Here is a 22,571-nt window from a genome sequence, read left to right as displayed (position 1 = left end):
CTGTACATCGGGTCACGGTGATTTGAACCTGGGAACGAGGGAGCGAAGCGACCGACGTTCACGTGGTTCACATCCCGTGAGTGTAGTCGAGTGGATTCGAACGTGGAAACGAAAAGGCAGTCGTGGCGTCAGTCGTCGCCGGTTTCGTCGACGATGACGACGTCGCCGTCGACGACGTCGACGTTGATGAGTGTCTTCGGTTCGTATTTGGTATTCTCCAGCGCGTTGTCGCCGCCGACTTTCTTGATGACGGTAACGATGTCGACGATGTCGGCGCCGATCTCCTCGAGGGCTCCGCACAGTGCTTTGAGGGTGCCGCCGGTCGAGAGAACGTCGTCGAGCAGGAGGACGCGGTCGCCCTCGTAGACGTCGTTCATGTACATCTCGCTCTCGGAGTAGCCAGTGACCTGCGAGAGGGCGACCTCGCCGTCGAGCCCATATTGGCGTTTGCGGACGACCACGAGGGGGATGTCGGTCATCAGTGAGACGGCGGTCGAGATGTGGATGCCCATCGCGGCGGGCGTGACGATCTTGTCGACGTCTTCGAGCTCTACTTTGCGGATGATCTTGATGACGATCTCGCGGAGCAGTTCCGGACGGAGCATCGGAACGCCGTCGCTGATCGGGTGTACGAAGTACTGATAGCCGCTTTTCTCGACGATAGGGGCGTCGCGCAGCGACTCCTGCAATCGGTCCATATCGCCCGCTTTACCTGCGACCACAAAAAGATGCGCGTCACACGAGCGCGAGGAGATCGCTTACCAAACCCACGACGGGCAACGCGAACGCCCCGGCGTAGTCGAAGTACGTCACCCCGGACAGGAGGACGAAAGTCGTCCCGAGACCGCTGGTGAGTCCGAGCGTCACCGCACCGATCCGGTCTGGGACGCGGCCGGAGAGCGAGCCCGCGACAGTCCAGCTACCGAGGAATCCGCCGGTCGCGATTGCGAGGAGCGCGTGGAACTGGAGTGCTTCACCGAGGCCAGGGTTCGTGAGACCGAGATAGGCGACGACGAGTTGGCTGCCGATGAACACGGTCCCGGCGAACGTCCAGAGCGCCGGTTTCCAGTGTGCATCGAGCGTTCGGTGAACGGCTGGAATGCGGATCAGTGCGTAGATCGCGAGGGGGAACAGCGGGTGAAGATAGCGGACAGTGACCTGCGCATGCAGGGGGAGCTTTGGAATGTACAGGAGCACGAAGAGAGTCGAACACGCCAGCACGTACGCGTCGGTCGCGCCCGCAGGCGACTGGAGGTATCGCCGCACTCCTGTCGTTCGGCTCCTGAACGACGCTACGATCGCGATTGGGAGTCCGAGCAACCCGCCAACGAGCGGCGCGGACTCGAGAATCGTGAGGTTGATCGCCTCGAGCCCGTCCTTCTGAGCGACTCCCGGAAGATACCCACTTCGGACGAACGTCCGATAGTATCTCACGGGTTCAGATGCCGTGACGAGGACGCCGTCCCACAGCAGCGATCCGAACGCCGACGCGATGGTAATCACCTTTCCCACGACGGGAACTGAGGAAATATTGTCCCCGCCACTCATATCCAAATCTGCCGCTGATGGCTGATAGGAGGGAAGCATTCGCGGTGGTTTGACAGGATTCCCGGAGATCAGCAGGTTGGTCAGGAAGAAGGGAAGCAGGGAGACGACGAACACGAAAGCGACGAAACCGACGGACCGACGGTCGTTCGAGGGCGCCGTAGCGGCGTCGATCACGACCAGCGGGAGAACCAGTATGAGGGCCTCCGCGGCGTGAATCCAAGCCATGTATCCGACGGCAGCGTATGCGAGTGCACGCGGCACGACCTTCTCGCTCGACTTTCGACTCTCATAGAGGCCGGACATGACGATGACGACGGCGAGAACGGTAAACGAGTGGCGCTTGGGCAGTGAGGCCCAAAACCCAACTGGGGTTCCGATGACTGTCGCTGTCCCTGCCATGAGGCCGAGCCGGTGTGAAGTGAGGTCGGCAACGAGGCGATAGAGCAACACGGCAGTGAATGCACTCGCGGCCATCGTTACGATCTGCAACGCCAGGATCGGGAACAGTGACTGTTCGATAGGCGTCGCGACGCTGACGTTCGCCACGAACGCGACGACCGCGAACCCACTCCCGCCGACGACGAGCCCGTCGCTGTCGAGTAGCCGTCCGACGGTCGCCGCAAAACTGAGAAGGAGGAGACTCCAGAGTGCGATGACGACGACCTGTGGTGCCAGCACTGTTGCCGACGCTCGGAGCGCCCACAGAACGGGGAGTGCCAGGAAGACGATCCCGTAGTCACGACCGAAGACTTTCCCGTTCGCGACGTAGGTCCCTGGTGCATTGAGTCCGCTTCCGTACGGGGCCGTTGAAATGGAGAGGTGACCGTCGGCGACGTTGACGAGCGTAGTCCCGATGGCGTTCGTGTCCGTGATGAACACGCCGATTCGCCAGTAGAGAGCGAAAAAACAGAGCGCACCGAGAAAGAGCGCGAGTCCACGCCGATCTCCGAAGATCGCTCGACCGACCAGTTTGCCGTACGCTTTACCTCGCGCAGTCAGTGTGCTCGATCTCGTCACTCGCTGTGTGCTCATTCTCTCACCTCGACGGTGATCGTCCGGTTCGCGAGCACCCGTGCGCTTCCGTTCGCTCTCATGACCAGTCGCACCTCGCCAGTGTATTCCTCGCGCGTGAACGTCTCGGGCGGCAGCGTGTCTTTGTTCAGTTTGAACGTCACTCGCTCTCCCGAATCGCTCTCGTCGACGAAGTAGACGGACTGGCGACTGTAGCTGAGTCCGGGAACGTCGAGCTTGTAGTTGAGCACCGGCCGACCAGTGACGCGCTCGAACGTGACTGTGGCGGCGGGAACGCGGAGGTAGTAACTCTCGGAGCCGTACTGTCCCTTCTCGAACCCAGCCGACGACGGCAGCGACGCCTCGGTAACAGTCACGTTGCCAGTTCCGAGTTCGCCCTGAGACTGCCGGTTGTCAGTGAAATCGACGAGACCGACAGCAGGCGAGGCGACGAGCGTCCCGAGGACGATGAGCGTCGCTGCGATGAGTGGACTCTGGGACGCAATTTCCATCAGCTAACATCTCGGAGATATATCGTATAAATGTACTGGCTGGTCTGGGGAGCGCTGTCGCTCGTCGATAGCGGACACAAAAAACAGTGTAACGCGGAATTACGAGGTGTTCGGACCGGTGTCGGAAGCGAGGGTCGCGGAGTTGTCGCCTTCCGAGGACTCGTAGACGAGCCGTAGATCGTAGTCGTTGTTCACCCAAGCGGTCATGTAGTCACCGGAGACGACGGCGCTGTCGCCCCCCTTTTTTGAGCTTGTGGTTGTGGTTGGGTTTGCTTCAGCGTCAGCCCACGTTCTGTCACCTTTATTCACAATATCTACTTCTTTAAATGGGAGACTTGAATCGACCGTGGAATTGAATCCCTGGCCTCGAATCACCAACTCTTTTGCTTTGATCGTGGCTCCTCCATCATGCGTAACTGTAAGATTTCCACCAGCCCAACCGTTGTATGAATTATAGTCCCACGTGAATTTCGCCTGCGGTGTCTTGGTCGTGGACCCGCCCAGTCCCAGAACGAACGATGCGATGACGGCGGCCAGGATAACCGTAATCGCGACCATCAGGATGACCCCGATGACCGGGCTGACCGCGTCTTCTTCCTTCAACAGTTTGCGCACCTGCATGGTTACCCGGTTACTTGCTTCTTTACTTATTTGTTTGGGCCAAATCAACTATTAGTTATAATTTAATTTGATATCTGCGCGGATGGAGAAACCGAAAGACAGGCGCTGTTAAGACCGTATTAAGAGTCGAAAATAGAATTAAATGTGTCTTATGCGTCGGGGCCTTCCCAGGATGCGATAGTTGCCGAACTGTCGGAGCTCGCGCCCTGGTAGACGAGGCGGAGCTGACTGTCACTGCCGAGCGGGAACCTGATGTAGTCACCGCCGACGACTGCCGATGCTCCGCCTTCCGTAGTGCTGGCAGTGCCCGTAGTTGCGTCGTTTGAACTCGGGATGGTCGCTGCTGTGTTGTCACTGGCAATCTCTTTCCAGGAGCTGTCACTATCTATCGTCGTTGCACTGTTATCAGGATCGTTAAGCTGCCCACGCACGAACAGTTCCTCGGCTTTGATCGTATCTCCGCCGTCGTGAGTGGCTGTCAGGTTCTCATTACTGTACTCGAAAGTAACCGAGGCCTGCGGTGCGGTCGAACTCACTTGCTCACCGAGACCGAGCACGAACGTTGCGATGACTGCTGCCAGGATGACCGTGATCGCGACCATCAGGATGACCCCGATGACCGGACTCACTGCGTCGTCATCTGAAAGTAATTGTTTGAGTTGCATGGTTTGGGTGGGTGGAATCACACACAGCCCACGGATGGGGAGTCAAGATTCATCAGCCCTGACGATGCCGTCCGGCTTCGAAGTGATACCCGAGGGCGTGCTTATCTCGAAACATGGAAGCAAGCTCATATAAATGCTCGGCCTGTTTTAACCACTGTTTACTGCTTCGGTAAGTACGTATTTACCTGTTACAGCGCCGCCAGGATAGCCGATTCACGTACAATTGTTGGCACATCGGACGATTGCAAACTTGTTTGCTACATGTAATACTTGCATCACTAATCCGGCAGTCGATCGTGAACTTGTCCAATACAAGTAAATATTTTTATAGATGGGTCGCTGGCCCAGCGCCGATGGAAAGCAAAATGGCTTTGATTGGATGCCTCCAACGCGAAGGATAACAGTGAATATTGCCAGGTTCCGAGGGCCTGCACTCGTTTGGACCACTCGGTCACGGGTCTCGATGGGTGAGACAGGATGACGAGCGGGCGACTGATGGTGCCGATAAGCGAGTCGGTCACCCTCCGCAACACCGTCGCGTACGCCGTCCGCCACGCCGTCGAACTAGACGTCCAACGGCCGGTCGTTCACTTCGTCTACCCGTTTTCCCGACAATCGGCCAGTGATGAAGACACTGCAGACGCCGAGGAACTCCTGGAGCGCGTCGAAGTCTGGGCACGGGACGACATCGGCGACGACGAAGGTGCCGTGGACATCGAAACGGCGGTCGTCGGGCTCGACGTGTATCTCTTCAGTCCTGGCGATTACGCAGACGTCTTGACGCGGTACGCAGATCGAGAGGACCTCCGGACAGTGGTGCTCGATCCCGAGTTCAATCCGTCGGGAACGACGCCGCTGTTGCCGCCACTCCAGTCTGAACTCGAACAGGCGGGGTTCGAGGCACTCCAGGCGCCCGTCGAGCGGCCGACGAAGCGCCCTCGATTGGTCCGCGGAGCGGGGGTGGGTCAATTTCTCCTCCTCGCCACGCTCTCGTACGGCTTCTATCTCCTCGTCGGGGGCTCGCTCGCCGTCTTCGATCTCGTGACCGGCGCGATATCCGGACTCGTCGTCGCGACGGTCCTGTGGCACATCTCGTTTACGGGGCCGGTGCGGCCCGACCGACTGCTCGTGCGACTCGCCCGCATGGTCGTCTACGCGCCGTACCTCCTCTGGGAGATCGTCCTGGCGAACTTCCAGATCGCCTACGTCGTGTTGCATCCCAAGCTCCCCATCGACCCGGAGATGGTCGAGTTCGACGCCGCCGTCTGGTCTGCCATCCCAGTGACGACGCTCGCAAACAGTATCACCCTCACGCCGGGAACGCTCACGGTCGACGTCAACCGACAGAACTTCACCGTACACACGCTCACGCCCGGGGCGCGTGACGACCTGTTCTCCGGTTCGCTAGAGCGGGCCGTCCGGTTCGTCTTCTACGGACGCGTCGCCGCGCGAATCCCGAGTCCCAAAGAGCGAGGCGAGGCCGGGGGTGACGAGTCGTGACGCTGGTCACCGACGCGCTGTTCGCGACCGTCGGGGTGTTCGTCGGCTTCTCGCTCGTCATCATCTACCGGATCTTCCGGGGGCCCACGATGCAGGACCGCGTCATCGCGGTCAACGTCGTCGGGACGAACACGGTCGTCATCATCGCGCTCCTCGGCGCCGCGACCGACGACCCCGGCGTCCTGGACATCGCGCTCGTGTACGCGCTGTTGAACTTCCTGATGAGCATCGCCATCTCGAAGTTCACCGTCGAACGCGGAGGTGTCATGTAGATGGTGTCGATCACAGACGGAACGGTCGTGGTACTGCTCGCAGGCGGCGCCTTCTTCGGGCTCGTCGCGGCGATCGGCCTACTTCGGTTGCCTGACCTCTACACGCGCGCTCATGCGGCGTCGAAGACGGACACGCTCGGTGCGGGACTCACGTTGGCGGCCGTCGCTATCGTGTTCGACGCGGGACTGCCGACGGTCAAAACGGTCCTGCTCCTGGTGTTCCTGTTCATCACGAACCCCACGGCCGCCCACGCTATCGCCCGGGCAGCCACCGAGCAAGGAATCGAGCCCTGGACGAGCGATGGCGGAGGTGACCAGTCGTGAGCAATACGCTGGTCCTCGTGATGTTGGCACTCGTGCTCGCGAGCGCCCTCGCGACTGCGGTGCTTCGCGACGTGCTCGGAGCGATCATCGCCTTTGCCGCGTACAGCCTGGGCATCTCGATAATCTGGGTGTTCCTCCGCGCGCCCGACGTGGGACTGACGGAGGCGGCCGTCGGTGCGGGAGTGACGACCGTCCTCTTCCTGCTGACGATCACGAAGACGGTCAGACCGCCTGGAGAGCGAATTATCGAACCGATCGACTGGCGAGGGCTCCTCGTCGCGGTCCTGCTGGTCGGGGTGCTCGCATCGACGCTCGGTGCACTCCCGCCCGTCGGATCGGCCGAGACGCCGGTCGCCACGTCGGAAGTCACCGAGTACTACCTCGGCAATGCCTACGACGAGACCGGCGTCGAGAACGCCGTGACGGCGGTGTTGGCTGCGTACCGTGGCTTCGACACGCTCGGTGAAGCCGTGGTGGTCTTTGCCGCTGGTGTCGGCCTGCTGGTCGTGCTGCAAAAGGAGGAGTTCGCATGAGTGACGCAGACGAGACCGAGGCCGCAGAGCGCCTCTACGTCGAGAGCCCGATCATCATGGCGACGGTACGCGTCGTCGCGCCGTTCGTGCTCACGTTCGGCCTGTTCATCATGTTCCACGGTGCGGACTCGGCCGGCGGTGGCTTCCAGGGCGGCGTCATCGTCAGCACGGTCATCCTCATGGTCGCTATCGCGTTCGGGATCGAGCCGACGCGTGACTGGGTCGACCCGGCGACCATTGTCGCGGTCATGGGGATCGGCGTGAGCGTAATCTTGCTCATCGCGATGGGATCAGTCGCGCTCGGCGGCCGGTTCCTCGACTACCACGCGTACCCCATCCATCACGCGAGCAAGTACGGGATCGAACTCTTCGAAATCGCTATCGGCGTCATCGTCTCGGGCGTCGTCGTCGGCCTGTTCTTCGCCATCGCGGCCGGCGTCTCTCGGGCGCCAGAGGCCGAATCCGAGGACTCGGAGGGACTGCTATGATCGACATCATCGCTTCACGGAGCTACTATCTCGCGACCTTCCTCCTGCTGGGTATCGGCACCTACATCATGATCGCTAGCAAGAACCTCGTCAAGAAAGTCATCGGCATGAACGTCTTCCAGACGGGGATCTTCCTGTTTTTCATCGCCTCTGCCTACATCGACGGGGCGAAAAACCCGGTCATCCACGGCGAGGGACCGTACGTCAGTCCGCTCCCGCACGTGCTCATTCTCACCGCTATCGTCGTCGGTGTGAGCCTGACCGCCGTCGCGCTCGGCCTCATCGTCCGCATCTACGGGGAGTACGGGACGCTCGAAACGGACGTGCTGGAGGAGGTGCGTGCCGATGAGTGATCTTGCCCCCTTCCTGATCGCGTTGCCGATCCTGACGGCCGTCGTCGCGTTCCTGGCCGGCCTCGTGCGCTCTGAGTCTGGCTGGCCGGTCGCCGTCGTCGGGATGGCCGGCCAGGCTGGACTGGCAGGGCTGCTGGCGTACCGCGTGTTTACCGCTGGCCGAATCCAGTACGTGGTCGGTGGATTCGAGGACACGTACGGCATCGAACTCGTCATCGACGGCCTCTCCGCGTCGATGATCGTGCTGATCGCCGCAGTCGCACTCGGCGTGCTGGCCTACGCGCACGCTGCTGGCCCGCGCTCGAACGCGTTCTACACGATGTACGCGCTCCTGGTCGCCGGTCTCACCGGCATGAGCATCACCGGGGACGTGTTCAACATGTACGTCTTCCTCGAAATCACGGGGCTCGCGGCCTATGCAGTGGTCGCCAGCGGAGAGTCGGGCCGGTCGGCGGTCGCGGCACTGAAGTACCTCATCGTCGGGACCGTCGGGGCGTCGCTGTTCCTGCTCGGCGTCGGGTACGCCTACATCGGGACGGGGACGCTCAACATGGCCGATCTCTCGACGGGACTGGCAGCGGTCGGCTACACCTCGACGCTGGTCCAGACGGCCTTCGCGTTCATCGTCGTCGGCCTGTTCATCAAGGTCGCCGTCTTCCCGCTGCACACCTGGCAGCCGGAAGCCTACGCCGGCTCGCCGGACAGCGTCAGCGCGCTCATCGCCGCACTGGTTTCGACGGTCGCTGCATACGCGCTCGCGCGGATCACGCTCGACGTCTTCACGGTGGAGTTCCTGGCGGCGAACCCGCTGGCCCGCGATCTCATGATCGCCGGCGCGATAGTCAGCATCGTCGCCGGCAGCGCGCTCGCGGTCGCACAGACCGAGATCAAACGGATGCTCGCGTACTCGTCGGTGTCGCAGTTCGGGCTCGTGCTCGCGGCGCTCTCGGTGACCAACGAGACGGCGCTCATCGGCGCCGCCGTCCACCTCGTCGGGCACGCCATCATGAAGGGCGGCCTGTTCCTCACGGCGGGACTCGTCGCCACGGGAACGGGCGCACGGACCGTCGCCGCCTACGAGGGCCTCAGCGATCGGATGCCGGTCGCAGCCGGGGCGTTCGCGGTGCTCTCGCTGGCGATGGTCGGCGTCCCGCCGATGGTCGGCTTCGCCGGCAAGTGGTACATCGCGCTCGGGGCCGTCGAGGCGGAGGTGTGGCCGCTGGCGGTGGTCATCCTCCTCTCGACGCTGTTGACCCTGGCGTACTTCGTCCGCCTGATCGAGCGGATGTACTTCCGGGAGGCGACGCCCCTGTCGGACGAGGCGGCCGCGGAGGCTGACGCCGGGTCGCCGACCAGCGACACCGTCCTGGCCGACGGCGGCCGCGTCACGGCGGGGATGTACCTGGCAGTGCTCGTCGCGGCCGTCCTCGCGGCGACGCTGGGGCTCGCAGTGGTAGAGTACGGACGACTGCTCGAACCGACGCTGAACCTACTCCTCTCATGACTGACATCGCATCCATTCGCCCCATCGCGGCCGTGCTCGTGTCGGCGCTCGCAATCGTGCCCATCCTGGCGACCGGGAACCGACCCAACGTCAGGGAGGCCTGGTCGGTGCTGGCGGCAGTGACCAACCTCGGTATCGTCGCCAGCATGGTGCCGGGCGTGCTCGCCGGCAACGTCTACGTGACCGACTTCGGGACGTTTCTGCCCGGCATTCGGTTCGCGCTCCGGGCCGACCCGCTCGGCATCCTGTTCGGGTTGCTCGCTAGCCTCCTCTGGCTCGTGACGACGTTCTACTCCATCGGGTACATGCGAGGACTGGACGAGCACGATCAGACGCGCTACTTCGCGGCGTTCGCGGCGAGCGTCGCCTCGGCGGTGGGCGTCGCGTTCGCAGGCAACCTCATCGTCATCTTCGTGTTCTACGAGCTGCTGACGGTCGCGACCTACCCGTTGGTCGCACACGACGAGACGCAGGAGGCCCGTGCGGCCGGTCGGAAGTACCTCGCGTACACGTTCAGCGGCGGCGTCGCGGTGTTCGCTGGCACCGTGCTCGTGTTCTGGCTGACGGGCACGACCGCATTCACGCCGGGCGGCATCGCGCAACTCGCGACCGCCGATCCCGTGCTGGCCCGCGTTGCGTTCGCACTGCTTGCGAGCGGGTTCGGCGTCAAGGCCGCGCTGATGCCGATGCACTCCTGGCTCCCGGACGCGATGGTCGCGCCGACGCCCGTCTCGGGCCTGCTCCACGCCGTGGCCGTCGTCAAGTCCGGCGTGTTCGGCATTGCCCGGCTTATCCTCGACGTGTTCGGTCCGGATCTGGTCGGTGACCTGGGGATGGGGCTGCCGCTCGCTGCGCTCGCGGCGTTCACCCTCACCGTGGCCAGCGTCATCGCGCTCCGACAGGACAACTTGAAGCGCCGGCTGGCGTTCTCGACGGTGAGCCAGCTCTCGTACATCGTCCTCGGACTCGCCGTGCTCACCCCGTATTCGCTCGTCGGCGGACTGCTCCACATCCCCGCTCACGCGTTCATGAAGCTCACGCTGTTCTTCTGTGCAGGGGCGCTCCACGTCGAGACCCACACCGACGACATCAGCAACATGGCGGGCATCGGCCATCGAATGCCGCTGACGATGAGCGCCTTTGCCGTCGCCTCCATGGGGATGGCCGGGATCCCGCTGGCGGCCGGGTTCGTCAGCAAGTACTTCCTGCTCATCGGATCGATCTCCGCCGGTCAGGCGGTGTTCGCCGGCGCGCTCCTGCTCTCGGGCATCCTGAACATCGCGTACTTCTGGCCGGTCGTCTACACGGCCTTCTTCGAGTCGCCGATCGAGTCCGATCAGAAACCGCTGGTCTCCGGCGTGTTCGGCGGCCGGGTCGCCCGGGAAGCCGCCACCGACGGCGGTCGAAAGCCGGACGAGGGCGGCGACGAGCCACACAAAGACGACCACGGCTACGCGGCCGACCACGAGGGCCAGGGCCTCCAGGACGACATCGAAACCGCCGAGCAACTCCACCACGAAAACGGGCCAGACCACAGGCTCGACTGGGAACACCGGAGCTGGCGCGGTGACGAGTCGACGTGGTTCATGCTCGCGCCGATCCTGTTCGCCGCCGCCGGCTCGATCGCGCTTGGAATCGCACCCGACGCGGCCGTGTTCCTGCGAATCGTCCGTCTCATCGTCGCGGGCGTGACGGGGGTGACCGTCTGATGGTCGATCCCGTTGTTCCGCCGTTCGTGCCCGTCTTGCTCGCAGCAGTCTTGCTCCCGTTCGTCGGGCGCAAACTCGGGCACGCGCTGGGGCTCTTGGCGACGGCCGCCGTCGTTCCGTACGTCTGGCTCGTCCCCGAGGGAGCCTTCCTGCCGGCGCAACTGTTCGGGTTCGACGCGATCCTGTTCAACGTCGACCCGTTCTCCAGGCTGATGGGGCTGATCTTCGGGTTCATCGGTGCCGTCGCGGTGCTGTACTCCTGGGCCAGCGAGGCCGACGCGCCCCAGACGGCCTTCGCGCTGGGCTACGTCGGCACCAGTCTGGGAGCCGTCTTCGGCGGTGACTGGCTCACCCTGATCTTCTTCTGGGAGCTGATGGCCGTCACGAGCACGGCGCTGGTCTGGTACTACGGCGGGCGGGCGGTCCGCTCGGGCTTCCGGTACGCCATCTACCACGGCATCGGTGGGACGCTCCTGCTCGGCGCCATCGTCTGGCACTACGTCGAGGTCGGGTCGTTCCTCTTCACAGCGTCGCCGGACGGCCTGACCGGGGCCGTCGCCCCGCTGCTGGCAGCCGTTGGCATCGGCGTCAACGTCGGGTTCGTCGGCCTGCACACCTGGCTGCCCGACACCTATCCGGCCCCCCACTTCGCGGCGAGCGTCTACCTCTGCGTCTTCACCACGAAGACCGGCGTCTACGGGATGTACCGCGCGTTCCCGAACGGCGAGATCGCCATCGCGTACATGGGCGGCCTGATGGCCGTCTTCGGCGCGAGCATGGCGCTCCTCCAGAGCGACATGCGTCGGCTGCTCTCGTATCACATCCAGTCCCAGGTCGGGTACATGATCGCGGGCGTCGGCCTCGGCGGTGCGCTGGCGACCGCCGGCGCGTTCGGCCACGTGTTCAACCACATCCTCTACAAGAGTCTGCTGTTCATGACCGTCGGCGTCGTCATCTACCGCACTGGGAAGGAAGACTTAGACGACCTCGGCGGCCTCGCTCGGAAGATGCCCATCACCGCGATCACCTTCTTCGTCGCCGCGCTGTCGATCGCGGGCTTCCCCGGCTTCAACGGCTTCGTCTCGAAGGGGATGGTCATCGTCGCTGCCCACCACAAGCACCTGGACGTGCTCTGGTACCTGCTGCTGGCCGGTGGCGTCGGGACGTTCCTCTCGTTCATCAAACTGGGCTACTACGTCTTCATCGAGGGCGAGTACGACGGGATGGTCAAGGACGCCAACGTCGGCCAGAGCGCGGCGATGATTGCAGTGGCGGCGCTCTGTGTCGTCTACGGGCTCTACCCGCCGGCACTGTACGCGCTCCTGCCCGGGTCGTTCAGCTACACCGCGTTCACGCCGAGCCACCTCGCAGAAGGCTTCATCCTGGCCGCAGCCGGGATCGTCGGGTTCGTCGTGCTGAAAACGCCGCTTCACAAGATCGGGCTGGCGCCCGACCTCGACCGCCTGTACAACCCCAGCGTCTTCTACGGCACCCGCGGGTTCGTCGTCGGCGTCACTGAACTGTACGCTGCCGTCGATCGAGCGGTGGTCGGACTCGCACAGCAGACCGTGCACGCGGTCGAACACCCGGACGAAGTCGCCGGCCGACTCCGCGGGTCCGACCGCGTCGACATCCGAGCCGGCTTCGGTACCAGCATCCTGCTGGTCGTCGTCGCACTCACCCTCGCGCTCGTGCTGGTGCTGTAACTCAGGCGAGCTCGCTCGCGAGTTCGTCGGCTACCCGCGCGCCCAATCCCGCTTTGCTGCCGGCGTATTCGTCGACGCTGTCGCTCCGGACCAAGAGCACCTCCGTTTCGGCCTCGCCCATCACGTCGGCGTGATTGCCGACGACGAACGACAGACCGACGCGCTCCAGCGTGTCGCGAGCGCGGTCGACGAGCGCGTCCTCGCCGCCCTCGGTCTCGACCTTGAACCCGACGATGGGGAGGTCCGGCCGTTCCTCGCGAACGGTGTCGATGAGCTTCGGCGTCGGCGAGAGTTCGAGCGTCACGTCCTGCCCGGACTTGATCTTCTCGGGGGCGGCGTCGACGGTGTAATCGGAGATGGCCGCGGCCGAGATCAGAGCGTCCGTCGATTCGGCGTGGGCGAGCACGCCGTCGATCATCTCTTCCGCGCTCTCTGCGTCCTCGACGGTGGCATAGTGGAGCTCGTCGCCGTATCTGTCCGCGTCGTGGACGAGGGTCACGTCGGCGCCGCGGACGAAACACGCCTTCGCGACCGCGCGCCCGGTTCGCCCCGAGGCGCGGTTCGAGAGCGTTCGGACGGGATCGACCGATTCGGTCGTCGCCCCGCTCGTGACGACGACGTGTTCGCCGGCGAGTGGGTGGGGGGTCGCGGCACGGGCCACAGCGGTTACGATGGCGTCTTCGGTCGCGATCTTGGCCTTCTCCTCTTCGATGCGCGGGTCGACGAACTCGACGCCCCAGGACTCGACTGTCTCGATGGCTTCGAGCACGCCCGGGTGGTCGTACATCGGTTCGTGCATCGCGGGCGCGACGACGACTGGCAGCCCTGCACCCAGCGCCGTCGTGGCACAGGTCGTCACCGGCGTGTCGTCGACGGCGGCCGCGATCTTCCCGACCGTGTTGGCCGTGGCGGGGGCGACGAGCAGGACGTCTGCCCACTCGTCGCGGCCGCAGAGCGCGACGTGTTCGACGTTCCCGGTGATCTCGGTGACCACTGGATTGTCGGTGGCGAACTCGAGCGCCCAGGGATGGATGATCCCCTGTGCGCTGTCTGTCATGACGCCCCGAACGTTTGCACCGCGGCGACGAAGCTCGTGGGCGAGTTCCACCGTCTTCACTGCCGCGATGGACCCAGAGACCCCGAGCGCGACGTTCACTCCGTCAAGCATTGTCCTTCTCTTCTTTCGGCTGGGGGTAAATTCCTATGGATGCAAACCGGACTGGGACTTTAAACAACCTCGTATGTATCAGGGAAGATTTAGTATGATTCGCTTCACAGGTGGAGATGTCATGACTGACGAAATCATCTTTCCGAGTCAGGCGTGGTTCGACGAGTACAAGAACAAGGTAAACGAGGACGAGGAGTACGCCGACAAGTCCGAGGGCTGGGGCGTCGACTTCAACGGTGACTTCATCTTCAAGATGACCGACATGCCGATCGATCAGATCGACGTCGACGCCCTGCCGGGCGACCTGCAGGACGAACTCGACACGTACGTCGACGGCGGGACCGGCCAGGCGTTCGTCGGTCTCGAGGACGGCGGCTGTACCGAAGCCTATCTCATCGAGTCCGAAGACGAAGTCGATCAGGGCTTCGTCCTCACGGGCACCTACGACAACTGGGTCGAACTGATCCGCGGCAACATCGGTGCCGTCGACGGGCTCATGTCCGGCAAGTTCGAACTCGACGGCGACATGCAGAAAGTCCTGCAGTACTCCGACGCAGCGACGCTGCTGACCGAGGACGCCGGCAAGGTCGACGCCGTGTTCGCCCACGAAGAGTACGCGAAATAGACGACCGACTCGACCACTTCCGCGCCTGTACCCGGAGGGGGTGGGCGCGTTTCTTTTCGGTTTCGGCTACGACGGTGCGTACGTGCCCTCGAGCCGCGTGTCTGCGATCACGTGCCCGGTCATCGCGTCCTGGAGCGCGTCCTTGTCGGCTGCCGCCGACAGGTCGAGCCTGGTATCGAGCGCGTACAGCATGAACCGGTAGGTGTGTTCGCGGTCAGGGGGGTTCGGACCGCCGTAGCCGTGCTCCCCGTAGTCGTTCTGTCCCTCGACTGCGTCGGTCTCTTCGGGTGACCAGCCTTCGGGCAACGCCTCGGTGTCGGGGTCGACGTTCCAGACGAGCCAGTGGTCCCAGATCTTCCCCGCTGGCTCCATCGCGTCCGGGTCGTCGACGATCAGCGCGAGCGATTCGGCGTCCTCGGGCACGTTCTCGATCGTCAGCGGCGGATTGACGTTCGCCGCCGTGTAGCCGTACTGGTCCGGAATCCGCTCGCCGTCACCGAACGCCGGACTCGTGAGGTGGAGGTCGGCCATAGTAGGTCCCTCTCACAGGAGGTTCCACTGCGAACGAAAAGAAACTAGGCCGACCTTCCGGATCGCTACTCGTCGTCGGCGACGCTGGGGTGCTGCGTCGGCTCTTCGGGGTGTGGGTCGGCGAAGTACTCGCTCATCACGTCGAGTGACTCCTGCTCGCGCTGGCGCCGTTCCTCGTCGCTGATCTCCTCACAGCCCGGCGGCACGTCGCGCCCGCGTCCCGTAAAGTAGCCTTCGGGTGCCGTCCAGTCGTGGTAGAACGGCCGGTCGTCCTCGTCCAGGAGCGACACGGCGACTTCGGCACCGTGGCCGGCACAGATGATCGTCTGATACGGTTTCTCGGCGAGTCGACCCGCGACGTACAGGCCGTCGACGCCCGTTTCCCCCTGTTCGTTGCAGTCGACGAACGTCTTCCCGCGGTCGACGAACCCGATGCCGTCGATCCCGCGGAGATAGTCGACCGTGTTCTTCGTCGCAGCGATCACGTAGTCGCCCCAGACCTGCTCTCCGTCGGCCGTCTCGACGATGAACCCCTCGTCGTCGACCGAGACCTCCGTGACTTCGGCCGTCTCGCGGTCGCAGCCGGCGCGCGCTGCCTGCTCACCGAGCAGCTCCAGGTAGAGCTTGGCGTTCACGCCAGCCGGGAAACCGGGGACGTTCTCCAGATGCGCGTTTCGGTTCAGGATCGACTCGTCGGTGTCGTAGACGAGCGTGTCCAGCCCGTGACGGGCGGTGAACACGCCCGCCGTGAGACCTGCGACACCCCCGCCGACGACGACGACGTCTCTGGTTTCGGTCATAGCAAGCGCGGGTTCTCGGGGGAGCGAATAGTACCTGACGGGTTCGGCCGGGTCAGCCGCATCGAAAGCCAGTCTTACTGTCTTCCGACGCCTTGACAGACCACGCTCGATACTGGTGGCCAACAATGCAAGAGCGATGATTGGTCTGGAGGAAAACAGCCGGGACGCGACCGAACCAATCATGTCTCGAAGATAATCCGGCGCTACCTTCCGCTGGCAGGTCCTTATCTGCTGAACAGTCGTCCGCGTTTAACGGTCTGTGCGGCGAAGAGTCCATGCGGTGAAGGCAATTTATGACAGACAAAAACAACCTTTTAGAGACTCTCACGGGTGACTCGTCGCGTCGATCAGTCCTCAAGACCGGGGCGCTCACCACGGCAGGGCTGACGCTGACCGGTGTCGGGTCGGCTGCCGCACAGGACGACGACGTCGTCGACGGGGGATCGGACAAGGCCCTCATGTTCGCCGACGAGTTCAACCCCAACTCGCGGTTCGTCATCACCTCCCCGGTCATCCGGTGGAACCCCAACGTCCAGGAGGTCAGAGACGCCGACTGGTCGGAGTACAACACCCGGATGATCCGGTACCTCAACACCGGACAGCGGGCGCAGTTCTTCATGGCCGAGGACGCTGAGGTCCCCGATTACGACGACCAAGCCGGCTACGTCGTCGACGCCGAGGGCGACACCCAGCAGGGCAATCCCCAACCAGAAGTGTTCTCCATGGAACAGGAATGGGCGCCCTTCGGTGCCTCACGGCTGGTGACGGTCAACTTCTCGCCCGTCGGCGAGGACGAAGAGGACTCTCTGCTCGAAGACGAAGACTGGTGGCTCGATGGCGACGGCAACGGGGACGGCGGAAATACGACTACCAGCGGCACCCCGCAGTAACGCCAAAATCCCACACTGTCTTCAGCCGTCTCCATTCTTTTCGATCGGACCTGCCCAGTTCGGACAGCCCCGTTCAGTCCGAACGCAGCGACGCCATCCTCGACCGGTTCGTCAACTCACGGCGATGAGAATAGGCAAGAACGATCTCGCCGGCTTCAGTTCCCGAGGTCGAAGTGCTCGGCTGCAGTTTCCATGTCCTTGTCGCCCCGCCCGGAGAGGTTGACGACGATCGTCTCGTGGTCGGTCTCCTCGGCGACTCGCTTTGCCATCGCGAGGCCGTGGGCGGTCTCCAGTGCCGGGATGATGCCTTCAGTCATCGAGAGCGTGCGGAAGGCTTCGAGGGCCTCCTCGTCGGTGATCGCGCGGTACTCGGCGCGACCGAGTTCGCGGAACATCGCGTGTTCTGGGCCGACCCCGGGGTAGTCCAGCCCGGCGGACACGGAGTGGACCTCGGTGTCGTCGTCGATGACCCGGGTCTTCATGCCGTGGATGACGTCTTCTTTGCCGTCGTCCAGCGGAGCCGCGTGGCGAGTCGACTCCGCGCCCTCGCCGCCGCCTTCGCCGCCGTAGAAGGCCACGTCGTCGTCGCGGAAGGCGTGGAACAGGCCGATCGCGTTCGAGCCACCGCCGACGCAGGCGACGCAGGCGTCGGGAAGCCCGCCGATCTGGTCCTGGATCTGCTCGCGTGCCTCTTCGCCGATGACCGACTGGAACTCCCGGACCATCCGCGGGAACGGGTCGGGACCGACGACCGAGCCGACCATGTAGTGGGTGTCGTCCACGTTCTCCATGAAGTCCTCGAGCGCTGCGTCGACGGCGTCGGCCAGCCCTTCGCCACCCTGGGTGACGGGGTTGACCTCGGCGCCCATCAGGCGCATGCGGAAGACGTTCATCTTCTGGCGCTCGACGTCTTTTCTCCCCATGTAGATCTCCGTCTGCAGATCGAACAGCGCGCCGACCATCGCGGTCGCCGTGCCGTGCTGACCGGCGCCGGTCTCGGCGATGAGACGTTCTTTGCCCGCCTTCTTCGCCAGCAGCGCCTGTCCCAGAGCGTTGTTGATCTTGTGGGCGCCGCCGTGCAGCAGGTCCTCGCGCTTCAGATAGATCTCGGCGCCGTACTCCTCGGAGAGCCGCTCGGCGTGGTACAGCGGCGTCGGACGGCCGGCGAACTGCTCCAGCACTGCGCGGAAGTCCTCCTGGAACTCGTCGGTGTCGACGATCTCGTCGAACGCAGCGGCGAGCTGTGCCAGCGGTTCCTGCATCGGCTCGGGGACGTGTCGCCCTCCGAACTGACCGAATTCACCGCTGGCGGCTTTGCGCTCTTGCTCGTTGCTCATAGTGGGTTGTGTGTCTCTACTGATGCACAAATGTGTATCGAATCGCCCAGTGTTGGCGAACGTAGCCCGGTTCTCGTGACTGCTGTCTCGTCCTGGGGCTGCGGAACCCTTACGGTGATGTCTCCCTGAATATCCCCCGTGGATCACGTCGAGGTCAGTACCGTCGTCTACTTGCCACCGGCGGAGGTCTACGACTTCCTCCTGGATTTCCCCCGGTACGCCGACTACTCGAAACACCTCCAGGAAGTCCGGCACGACGGCGACGGCAGCCCCGGAACGAACTACTACATCACCTTCGCCTGGTGGAAACTGTCCTACACTGCCCACTCGAAGGTGACCGACGTGGACCCGCCAGCCAGGATCGACTGGCAGATCACCAAAGACATCGACGCGAAGGGCTACTGGGGGATCGATCACGTCCCCGACGAAGCGCCACCGAACGAACCGACGGCCTGTCGCGTCCGACTCTTCGTCCAGTTCCACCCCGACTCTGCTGACTCCGACTCGATCGACCTCCCCCGATTCGTCTCGCTGGACTGGGTCATCGAGAAGGTCAAGCCGATGATCCGAAACGAAGCGGAGCGAGTCGTCGAACGCATCGTCGCCGACCTCGAAGGCCGTCGGCGCCCCGTCGACCTCGAGATTCACACGACCCCAGAGACGGTGTGAACGTTCAGGGCGATCGGTGCCGGTCGCGATCCGGCAGGCGACCTCAGACAGGGTGTGGACTGGAGCGACGCGCGACTGCGTCTCGCGAGTGGGGAACCTGGGTTCGACCTGGGCGTCCAGGTCACGGTGGAAAAGTCGAACGGCTGACTGCGACGGCTCCGTTCGTTACTGCGACACGTCGTAATCGCCGCCGTACTTCATGAAGAAGTACGCCAGTCCGAGCGTCGCGCTCATGACGAGCGACGTGGCGACGCCGATGGTTTTCGCGCTGTCCGGAAGCACCGGGACGCCGCCACCACCACCACCACCGCTGCCAGCGGGGGCTTTGGTCGGGTAGTCGGTCCCGACGACGATCGAACCCAGCATTCCGCTCGCCTTGTGCGGGTTGCAGTAGTAGTTGTAGACGCCGTCGGAGTTGAACGTGTGCTCGAAGTTGACGCCCGCCGACGCGGTGGGCGCACCCGACTCGAAAGAGCCGTCCTCGGCGACGACGTTGTGCGCGCCACCTTCGCCCGTCCACTCGAACTTGACCGTGGCGCCGTTGTCGACGTGGACCGCAGCCGGCCCGAACGCCAGGCCGCCGTCGCCGACACCGACCTCGACGGTCACCTCTGAGCTGCCGGTCTCGTCGACGACGTTCCCGTCGTAGTTGTTGGCGTCGTCGAGGTAGCCACCGAGGTCCGGCGGACCCGTGGGTGCGCCGCCTCCGCCGCCACCGCCGCCGGTCTCGTTGCCACTGGTTTCGTTGCCAGCAGTCCCGTTACCGCTCGTTTCGTTACTTTCCTGTGCGGCTGCCGTACCGGATGCCGCTGCGACCGCGGTACCGCCAGCGGCCGCCTGCAGGAATCCCCGGCGCGAAACGCCCGCATTATCAGCCATGTGCGACGGTTAGAGAGGGGATGTAGTGAATATGTTGGTTCGTCTGCGTTCCACCGGGGTCACCCCGGGTGCTCGGACAGGTTCCGATGCGCCTTTCACTGCAGAGGTCCAGTTAGTGGGTATGAACGAGGAACCCGGACTCAGCGACCAGTACCGGATGGCCAGTCCCTGGCCGCTGTTCGTGGCGCTCGGGGTGACGCTCTCCGAGGTCGGCATCATTATCGGCATCTTCGCCATCGCAGTCGGCGGACTGTTGCTCCTCGGCGGCAGCGTCGCGGGCATCCTCAAAGAGTCGGGCTACGTGGAGGCGCTCTGGGGCTCGCTCGTCGGGTTCGGCGCCCTGCTCCTCGTCGCCGGTGGCGCGCTGTTCGCGTCGCAAGTCGGCGTCGACGCGGGCGTCATGGTCGACGTGATCGCGAACCCCGGCGACTTCGGACCGGTCGTCCCGCGTGCGCTCGCGATCACGATTTCAGGGGTCATCCTGGTCGCCGCTGGTGGGGCCGGACGCGTGCTCGAAGCGAACGCGATGGACGCCTGAGACCCTTTCGGCCCCGTCGCGCGTCGGCGGTCGATTCCGACAATCTATTTACCTGCGTCTACGAATGGAGGAACATGTCATCGAAGACCTTCGACCGTGAAACGCTGTTGGACCTCACGGTCAACGGCATTCCGCTGGGGATCATGGTCTTTTTCGTCATCGCGTACGCGTTCGTGAACCCCTTCGGTTGGAACGACCTCGTATCGACGCTCCAGTTTTCCATCATCATCGTCACGGCGCTTCTGCTCTCTATCCTGACGTACTTCGCGGGGAAGGCGATCTCCGAGGCCGAAGCCGAGATGGAAGCCGCAGAGTAACCGATCGGCGAACTGACCCCTTCGTCTTTCCGCTCACGTCGTTCCACCAGCGGATCGTGTCCAGCGTCGAGGAAGTCCGATCGACCCTGACTGCTGGCCAGTTCCCCGCCGCATTGCCGTTCGTCGCACGAACTTTCCGTCCGTTCTGCCTGACAGAGTGGGTACGAACGCGTCCCCACGGACACCAAAATGGAACCTTTCTTTAGCCCCCAGGTCAGAGACTTGCATATCATGGCTGAAGGGCAGCTTGCGCTGACGGTGTTGATGGGGGTTTTCCTCGTCGCCGTCGCAGCGCTTTTGGCGCGTGTCGAAAACTGGCGCTCCTACACACCGCTGGCTGGTGGGAGCGCGCTCGGTGAGGAATCGGCTCACGGACACAGCGAGAAACCCGGCGGCATCATCCGCTGGCTGACCACGGTCGATCACAAGGACATCGGGATGCTGTACGGTGCGTACGGCCTCCTCGCCTTCGCCGTCGGTGGCATCATGGCCGTGCTCATCCGACTGCAGCTCCTCGTTCCGACTGGCGCCATCATCGACAACAACTTCTACAACGCGATCCTGACGAGTCACGGGATCACGATGCTGTTCCTGTTCGGGACGCCGATCCTCGCGGCGTTCTCGAACTACTTCATTCCGCTGTTGATCGGGGCCGACGACATGGCGTTCCCCCGCATCAACGCAATCGCGTTCTGGCTGCTCCCGCCGGGCGCACTGCTCGTCTGGGGCGGCTTCCTCATTCCCGGTATCGGAGCGGCACAGACGTCCTGGACGATGTACACGCCGCTGTCGGTCGAGCAGACCCAGGCGGGTGCGGACCTGATGATGCTGGGCCTGCACCTCACCGGCGTCTCGGCGACGATGGGGGCGATCAACTTCGTCGCGACCATCTTCACCGAACGTGACGACGAGGTCAACTGGGCGCGCCTGGACATCTTCTCGTGGACGATCCTGACCCAGTCGGGGATCATTCTGTTCGCGTTCCCGCTGCTGGGGAGCGCGCTCATCATGCTGCTGCTTGACCGGAACTTCGGGACCACCTTCTTCGCGCTCGAAGCGGGTGGGACGATCCTCTGGCAGCACCTGTTCTGGTTCTTCGGCCACCCCGAAGTGTACATCCTCGTGTTGCCGCCGATGGGCCTGGTCAGCTACATCCTGCCGAAGTTCTGCGGCCGGAAGCTGTTCGGGTTCAAGTTCGTCGTGTACTCGACGCTCGCGATCGGCGTCCTCTCCTTCGGGGTCTGGGCGCACCACATGTTCACCACGGGCATCGACCCCCGGCTTCGGGCGTCGTTCATGGCAGTGTCGTTAGCGATCGCAGTGCCGAGCGCGGTCAAGACGTTCAACTGGATCACGACGATGTGGAACGGGAAACTCCGCCTGACGACGCCGATGCTGTTCTGTATCGGCTTCGTCGCCAACTTCATCATCGGCGGGGTCACCGGCGTCTTCCTCGCGTCGATCCCGGTCGACATGATCCTCCACGACACGTACTACGTGGTCGGGCACTTCCACTACGTCATCATGGGCGCCATCGCGTTCGGCGTCTACGCTGGCGTCTACTACTGGTTCCCCATCTACACCGGTCGGATGTACCAGCGCACGCTCGCGAAGTGGCACTTCTGGCTCACGATGATCGGGACGAACCTGACGTTCTTCGCGATGCTCGTGCTGGGCTACCTCGGCATGCCCCGCCGCTACGCGACCTACGACTTCGGCGCCGCGATCTCGCCGCTCACCCAGATCGTCAACTTCCACCAGATGGCGACGGTCGGCGCGCTGATCCTGCTGGTCGGCCAGATGATCTTCGTCTGGAACATCGTCACCTCCTGGCTGGAAGGCCGCCAGGTCGGCGCGGACCCGTGGAACCTCAAGGAAGAGGCTCCCGAACTGTACGGCCGCGAGTTCGTCTGGCACAAGGACCGCATCGAGACCGCCATCGCAGACGGCGGTGAGGAAGAGAAAGCGATGACGGACGGCGGCCAGCCGGCCGACGCCGACGACGCGTAATCGAACGCCGCCGTTTCCTTTTCCGTTCTTTCGTCCCGAACAGCTTCGGGACTGTTCTCTT

Annotated in this window: 25 protein-coding genes; 15 read left to right on the top strand and 10 right to left on the bottom strand. The window is 63.6% G+C overall.

Features of this window, described 5'->3' with window-relative positions; genetic code table 11:
- Positions 1-128 precede the first annotated feature (128 nt).
- The 5 genes from hpt to MU553_RS02270 form a co-directional block, all read right to left on the bottom strand.
- The gene (gene hpt, locus MU553_RS02290; RefSeq protein WP_247374564.1) at positions 129-698 is read right to left on the bottom strand and encodes a hypoxanthine/guanine phosphoribosyltransferase; all 570 of its coding nucleotides are present in this window, start codon (positions 696-698) and stop codon (positions 129-131) included.
- 37 nt (positions 699-735) lie between these two features.
- The gene (locus tag MU553_RS02285) at positions 736-2,580 is read right to left on the bottom strand and encodes a hypothetical protein (protein WP_247374561.1); all 1,845 of its coding nucleotides are present in this window, start codon (positions 2,578-2,580) and stop codon (positions 736-738) included.
- Positions 2,577-3,071 (bottom strand): hypothetical protein, encoded by a 495-nt coding sequence (locus tag MU553_RS02280; RefSeq protein WP_247374557.1) that lies wholly within the window; start codon positions 3,069-3,071, stop codon positions 2,577-2,579. The genes MU553_RS02285 and MU553_RS02280 overlap by 4 nt, the downstream gene beginning before the upstream one ends.
- Before the next feature lie 99 nt (positions 3,072-3,170).
- Positions 3,171-3,692, bottom strand: a complete 522-nt coding sequence (locus tag MU553_RS02275) for a type IV pilin domain-containing protein (RefSeq protein ID WP_247374554.1) — start codon at positions 3,690-3,692, stop codon at positions 3,171-3,173.
- A 149-nt stretch (positions 3,693-3,841) separates the two neighbouring features.
- Positions 3,842-4,378, bottom strand: a complete 537-nt coding sequence (locus MU553_RS02270; RefSeq protein WP_345893345.1) for a type IV pilin domain-containing protein — start codon at positions 4,376-4,378, stop codon at positions 3,842-3,844.
- A gap of 456 nt (positions 4,379-4,834) precedes the next feature.
- On the opposite strand from MU553_RS02270, the gene MU553_RS02265 reads away from it, so the two are divergent.
- Genes MU553_RS02265 through MU553_RS02225 form a run of 9 tightly spaced genes read left to right on the top strand, consistent with a single transcriptional unit; the run spans position 4,835 to position 12,746 of the window.
- A complete protein-coding gene (locus MU553_RS02265) occupies positions 4,835-5,857 on the top strand; it encodes a monovalent cation/H+ antiporter subunit E (protein WP_247374551.1) in 1,023 nt (340 codons plus the stop codon).
- Positions 5,854-6,129, top strand: coding sequence for a cation:proton antiporter (locus MU553_RS02260; RefSeq protein ID WP_247374549.1), 276 nt, complete (start codon positions 5,854-5,856; stop codon positions 6,127-6,129). The genes MU553_RS02265 and MU553_RS02260 overlap by 4 nt, the downstream gene beginning before the upstream one ends.
- Positions 6,130-6,453: a monovalent cation/H(+) antiporter subunit G gene (gene mnhG / locus MU553_RS02255; protein ID WP_247374529.1), complete on the top strand. Its 324-nt coding sequence runs from the start codon at positions 6,130-6,132 to the stop codon at positions 6,451-6,453. It begins immediately after the preceding gene.
- On the top strand, positions 6,450-6,986 hold the full coding sequence (locus MU553_RS02250) for a DUF4040 domain-containing protein (RefSeq protein ID WP_247374527.1): 537 nt from the start codon (positions 6,450-6,452) through the stop codon (positions 6,984-6,986). Before mnhG ends, MU553_RS02250 begins: the two co-directional genes overlap by 4 nt.
- Entirely contained in the window at positions 6,983-7,474 is a 492-nt protein-coding gene (locus MU553_RS02245) for an MnhB domain-containing protein (RefSeq protein ID WP_247374524.1), read from the top strand. Before MU553_RS02250 ends, MU553_RS02245 begins: the two co-directional genes overlap by 4 nt.
- The gene (locus tag MU553_RS02240) at positions 7,471-7,827 is read left to right on the top strand and encodes a cation:proton antiporter subunit C (protein WP_247374488.1); all 357 of its coding nucleotides are present in this window, start codon (positions 7,471-7,473) and stop codon (positions 7,825-7,827) included. Before MU553_RS02245 ends, MU553_RS02240 begins: the two co-directional genes overlap by 4 nt.
- A complete protein-coding gene (locus MU553_RS02235) occupies positions 7,820-9,331 on the top strand; it encodes a monovalent cation/H+ antiporter subunit D family protein (protein WP_247374485.1) in 1,512 nt (503 codons plus the stop codon). Before MU553_RS02240 ends, MU553_RS02235 begins: the two co-directional genes overlap by 8 nt.
- A complete protein-coding gene (locus MU553_RS02230) occupies positions 9,328-11,040 on the top strand; it encodes a cation:proton antiporter (protein WP_247374481.1) in 1,713 nt (570 codons plus the stop codon). The genes MU553_RS02235 and MU553_RS02230 overlap by 4 nt, the downstream gene beginning before the upstream one ends.
- Positions 11,040-12,746, top strand: coding sequence for a Na(+)/H(+) antiporter subunit D (locus MU553_RS02225; RefSeq protein WP_247374478.1), 1,707 nt, complete (start codon positions 11,040-11,042; stop codon positions 12,744-12,746). The genes MU553_RS02230 and MU553_RS02225 overlap by 1 nt, the downstream gene beginning before the upstream one ends.
- A gap of 1 nt (position 12,747) precedes the next feature.
- On the opposite strand, the gene coaBC is transcribed toward MU553_RS02225, so the two are convergent.
- Positions 12,748-13,914, bottom strand: coding sequence for a bifunctional phosphopantothenoylcysteine decarboxylase/phosphopantothenate--cysteine ligase CoaBC (gene coaBC, locus MU553_RS02220; protein ID WP_247374474.1), 1,167 nt, complete (start codon positions 13,912-13,914; stop codon positions 12,748-12,750).
- Positions 13,915-14,035: 121 nt separating this feature from the next.
- Here coaBC and MU553_RS02215 point away from each other — a divergent pair, with 121 nt between their 5' ends.
- Entirely contained in the window at positions 14,036-14,539 is a 504-nt protein-coding gene (locus MU553_RS02215) for an SCP2 sterol-binding domain-containing protein (RefSeq protein WP_247374454.1), read from the top strand.
- A 66-nt stretch (positions 14,540-14,605) separates the two neighbouring features.
- On the opposite strand, the gene MU553_RS02210 is transcribed toward MU553_RS02215, so the two are convergent.
- On the bottom strand, positions 14,606-15,070 hold the full coding sequence (locus tag MU553_RS02210; RefSeq protein WP_247374452.1) for a YbhB/YbcL family Raf kinase inhibitor-like protein: 465 nt from the start codon (positions 15,068-15,070) through the stop codon (positions 14,606-14,608).
- Between the two features lie 65 nt (positions 15,071-15,135).
- Positions 15,136-15,870: an FAD-binding protein gene (locus MU553_RS02205; RefSeq protein ID WP_247374449.1), complete on the bottom strand. Its 735-nt coding sequence runs from the start codon at positions 15,868-15,870 to the stop codon at positions 15,136-15,138.
- A 293-nt stretch (positions 15,871-16,163) separates the two neighbouring features.
- Here MU553_RS02205 and MU553_RS02200 point away from each other — a divergent pair, with 293 nt between their 5' ends.
- On the top strand, positions 16,164-16,760 hold the full coding sequence (locus MU553_RS02200; protein ID WP_247374444.1) for a twin-arginine translocation signal domain-containing protein: 597 nt from the start codon (positions 16,164-16,166) through the stop codon (positions 16,758-16,760).
- 155 nt (positions 16,761-16,915) lie between these two features.
- Here the strand turns inward: MU553_RS02200 and trpB are convergent, their stop codons facing one another.
- Positions 16,916-18,097 (bottom strand): tryptophan synthase subunit beta, encoded by a 1,182-nt coding sequence (gene trpB, locus MU553_RS02195; RefSeq protein ID WP_247374440.1) that lies wholly within the window; start codon positions 18,095-18,097, stop codon positions 16,916-16,918.
- Positions 18,098-18,235: 138 nt separating this feature from the next.
- On the opposite strand from trpB, the gene MU553_RS02190 reads away from it, so the two are divergent.
- Positions 18,236-18,766, top strand: coding sequence for an SRPBCC family protein (locus MU553_RS02190; RefSeq protein ID WP_247374437.1), 531 nt, complete (start codon positions 18,236-18,238; stop codon positions 18,764-18,766).
- Between the two features lie 165 nt (positions 18,767-18,931).
- Here the strand turns inward: MU553_RS02190 and MU553_RS02185 are convergent, their stop codons facing one another.
- Complete coding sequence (locus MU553_RS02185; RefSeq protein ID WP_247374416.1) at positions 18,932-19,645, bottom strand: halocyanin domain-containing protein; 714 nt, start codon at positions 19,643-19,645, stop codon at positions 18,932-18,934.
- 121 nt (positions 19,646-19,766) lie between these two features.
- On the opposite strand from MU553_RS02185, the gene MU553_RS02180 reads away from it, so the two are divergent.
- The 3 genes from MU553_RS02180 (at position 19,767) to ctaD (ending at position 22,510) form a co-directional block, all read left to right on the top strand.
- Complete coding sequence (locus MU553_RS02180; protein ID WP_247374413.1) at positions 19,767-20,183, top strand: DUF7541 family protein; 417 nt, start codon at positions 19,767-19,769, stop codon at positions 20,181-20,183.
- 74 nt (positions 20,184-20,257) lie between these two features.
- Positions 20,258-20,500, top strand: a complete 243-nt coding sequence (locus tag MU553_RS02175; protein WP_247374410.1) for a DUF6684 family protein — start codon at positions 20,258-20,260, stop codon at positions 20,498-20,500.
- 231 nt (positions 20,501-20,731) lie between these two features.
- The gene (gene ctaD / locus MU553_RS02170) at positions 20,732-22,510 is read left to right on the top strand and encodes a cytochrome c oxidase subunit I (RefSeq protein WP_247374406.1); all 1,779 of its coding nucleotides are present in this window, start codon (positions 20,732-20,734) and stop codon (positions 22,508-22,510) included.
- The last annotated feature ends 61 nt before the right edge of the window (positions 22,511-22,571 follow it).

The sequence above is a fragment of the Halorientalis brevis genome, assembly GCF_023077655.1.
The sequence above is the reverse complement of the archived record's forward strand: the minus strand, read 5'-3'. Positions and strand labels throughout refer to the sequence as shown.

Excerpts from the sequence above, each read along its gene's own strand:
- hpt (WP_247374564.1), bottom strand. The coding sequence starts at position 698 with ATGGACCGATTGCAGGAGTCGCTGCGCGACGCCCCTATCGTCGAGAAA.
- MU553_RS02285 (WP_247374561.1), bottom strand. The coding sequence starts at position 2,580 with ATGAGCACACAGCGAGTGACGAGATCGAGCACACTGACTGCGCGAGGT.
- MU553_RS02280 (WP_247374557.1), bottom strand. The coding sequence starts at position 3,071 with ATGGAAATTGCGTCCCAGAGTCCACTCATCGCAGCGACGCTCATCGTC.
- MU553_RS02275 (WP_247374554.1), bottom strand. The coding sequence starts at position 3,692 with ATGCAGGTGCGCAAACTGTTGAAGGAAGAAGACGCGGTCAGCCCGGTC.
- MU553_RS02265 (WP_247374551.1), top strand. The coding sequence starts at position 4,835 with ATGACGAGCGGGCGACTGATGGTGCCGATAAGCGAGTCGGTCACCCTC.
- mnhG (WP_247374529.1), top strand. The coding sequence starts at position 6,130 with ATGGTGTCGATCACAGACGGAACGGTCGTGGTACTGCTCGCAGGCGGC.
- MU553_RS02245 (WP_247374524.1), top strand. The coding sequence starts at position 6,983 with ATGAGTGACGCAGACGAGACCGAGGCCGCAGAGCGCCTCTACGTCGAG.
- MU553_RS02240 (WP_247374488.1), top strand. The coding sequence starts at position 7,471 with ATGATCGACATCATCGCTTCACGGAGCTACTATCTCGCGACCTTCCTC.
- MU553_RS02235 (WP_247374485.1), top strand. The coding sequence starts at position 7,820 with ATGAGTGATCTTGCCCCCTTCCTGATCGCGTTGCCGATCCTGACGGCC.
- MU553_RS02230 (WP_247374481.1), top strand. The coding sequence starts at position 9,328 with ATGACTGACATCGCATCCATTCGCCCCATCGCGGCCGTGCTCGTGTCG.
- MU553_RS02225 (WP_247374478.1), top strand. The coding sequence starts at position 11,040 with ATGGTCGATCCCGTTGTTCCGCCGTTCGTGCCCGTCTTGCTCGCAGCA.
- coaBC (WP_247374474.1), bottom strand. The coding sequence starts at position 13,914 with ATGCTTGACGGAGTGAACGTCGCGCTCGGGGTCTCTGGGTCCATCGCG.
- MU553_RS02215 (WP_247374454.1), top strand. The coding sequence starts at position 14,036 with ATGACTGACGAAATCATCTTTCCGAGTCAGGCGTGGTTCGACGAGTAC.
- MU553_RS02210 (WP_247374452.1), bottom strand. The coding sequence starts at position 15,070 with ATGGCCGACCTCCACCTCACGAGTCCGGCGTTCGGTGACGGCGAGCGG.
- MU553_RS02205 (WP_247374449.1), bottom strand. The coding sequence starts at position 15,870 with ATGACCGAAACCAGAGACGTCGTCGTCGTCGGCGGGGGTGTCGCAGGT.
- MU553_RS02200 (WP_247374444.1), top strand. The coding sequence starts at position 16,164 with ATGACAGACAAAAACAACCTTTTAGAGACTCTCACGGGTGACTCGTCG.
- trpB (WP_247374440.1), bottom strand. The coding sequence starts at position 18,097 with ATGAGCAACGAGCAAGAGCGCAAAGCCGCCAGCGGTGAATTCGGTCAG.
- MU553_RS02185 (WP_247374416.1), bottom strand. The coding sequence starts at position 19,645 with ATGGCTGATAATGCGGGCGTTTCGCGCCGGGGATTCCTGCAGGCGGCC.
- MU553_RS02180 (WP_247374413.1), top strand. The coding sequence starts at position 19,767 with ATGAACGAGGAACCCGGACTCAGCGACCAGTACCGGATGGCCAGTCCC.
- MU553_RS02175 (WP_247374410.1), top strand. The coding sequence starts at position 20,258 with ATGTCATCGAAGACCTTCGACCGTGAAACGCTGTTGGACCTCACGGTC.
- ctaD (WP_247374406.1), top strand. The coding sequence starts at position 20,732 with ATGGCTGAAGGGCAGCTTGCGCTGACGGTGTTGATGGGGGTTTTCCTC.